At 64.5% G+C, this 853-nt stretch carries 1 protein-coding gene; it reads right to left on the bottom strand.

What is annotated here, in order from left to right; all coding sequences use genetic code 11:
• Window positions 1-853, bottom strand: an 853-nt coding sequence (locus tag ACU8YC_RS25085; protein WP_446895973.1) for a capsular polysaccharide export protein, LipB/KpsS family, incomplete at both ends; no start/stop codon positions are given.

Below are 853 nucleotides of genomic sequence, written 5' to 3' on the forward strand. Positions count from 1 at the left end.
CGGCACAGATCCGATCCCAGTCCCCGGGAACGGATGAACCCGTCCTCCACCCGGATGGCGCCGGTCAGTTCAGGGTACTCACTGCCCCAGACCGCCACCCGTTCATCTGCAGCCAGCGCTGCCGGTGGCTTACGGACGAAGCGCAGCTCTTTTGCCAGCGGTGAACAGAAGGCCCGGAGAAAGGCGCGTTTCCACAGTGAGAACCCTGCCAGATACAGCCGGCGATAAGGCGGTGCCGGATGCTGCTGGCGGGCAATAACAGGGAGCACCTCCTCCACTTCACAGCGTCGCCCCAGCACCGGATCGAGATAGCGCGGATACTGTATCAGTGCCGCCGCCACCAGTTGCAGCAGGCTCACCGTCCCCCGCCGTCGCGCACAGACCTTACTGTCGTGAGTCAGCCCCCAGCCTGCATAGAACGGCATCCCGAAGCAGTACACCGTTTTGCCCATCAGCAGGGCCTCAAACCCCATCTGGGAGGAGACGGTGTACACCGCCTCCGCCTGACTGAGCAGCGTATGGGGATGACAGTGATCGGTGATGATTTCCACCCCCTCCGGCGCCAGCCGGGCCAGTACCCCGCGCTTTCTGCCCGGACACGTATCGGGATGGGTGCGCAGCAGCAGGCGGGCGCCGGGGTGACGACGCCGGGCGGTCTCCACCATGCTGATAAAATCGGCTTCACTGGCCAGCGCGCCGGGAATGGAGAGATCGCCGGCCACCTGGTCGATCAACAGGATCATCGGGCGCGGATCGTGCTGCAGGCTCGCGGCCAGACGTCCGGGTAACTCGTGCCCGCCGTCGTAACAGTTATATTTGGTGACACCGAGACGCAGCAGCGCGTCCTTAAGCG

It is taken from the genome of Citrobacter sp. VF227 (genome assembly GCF_052950715.1).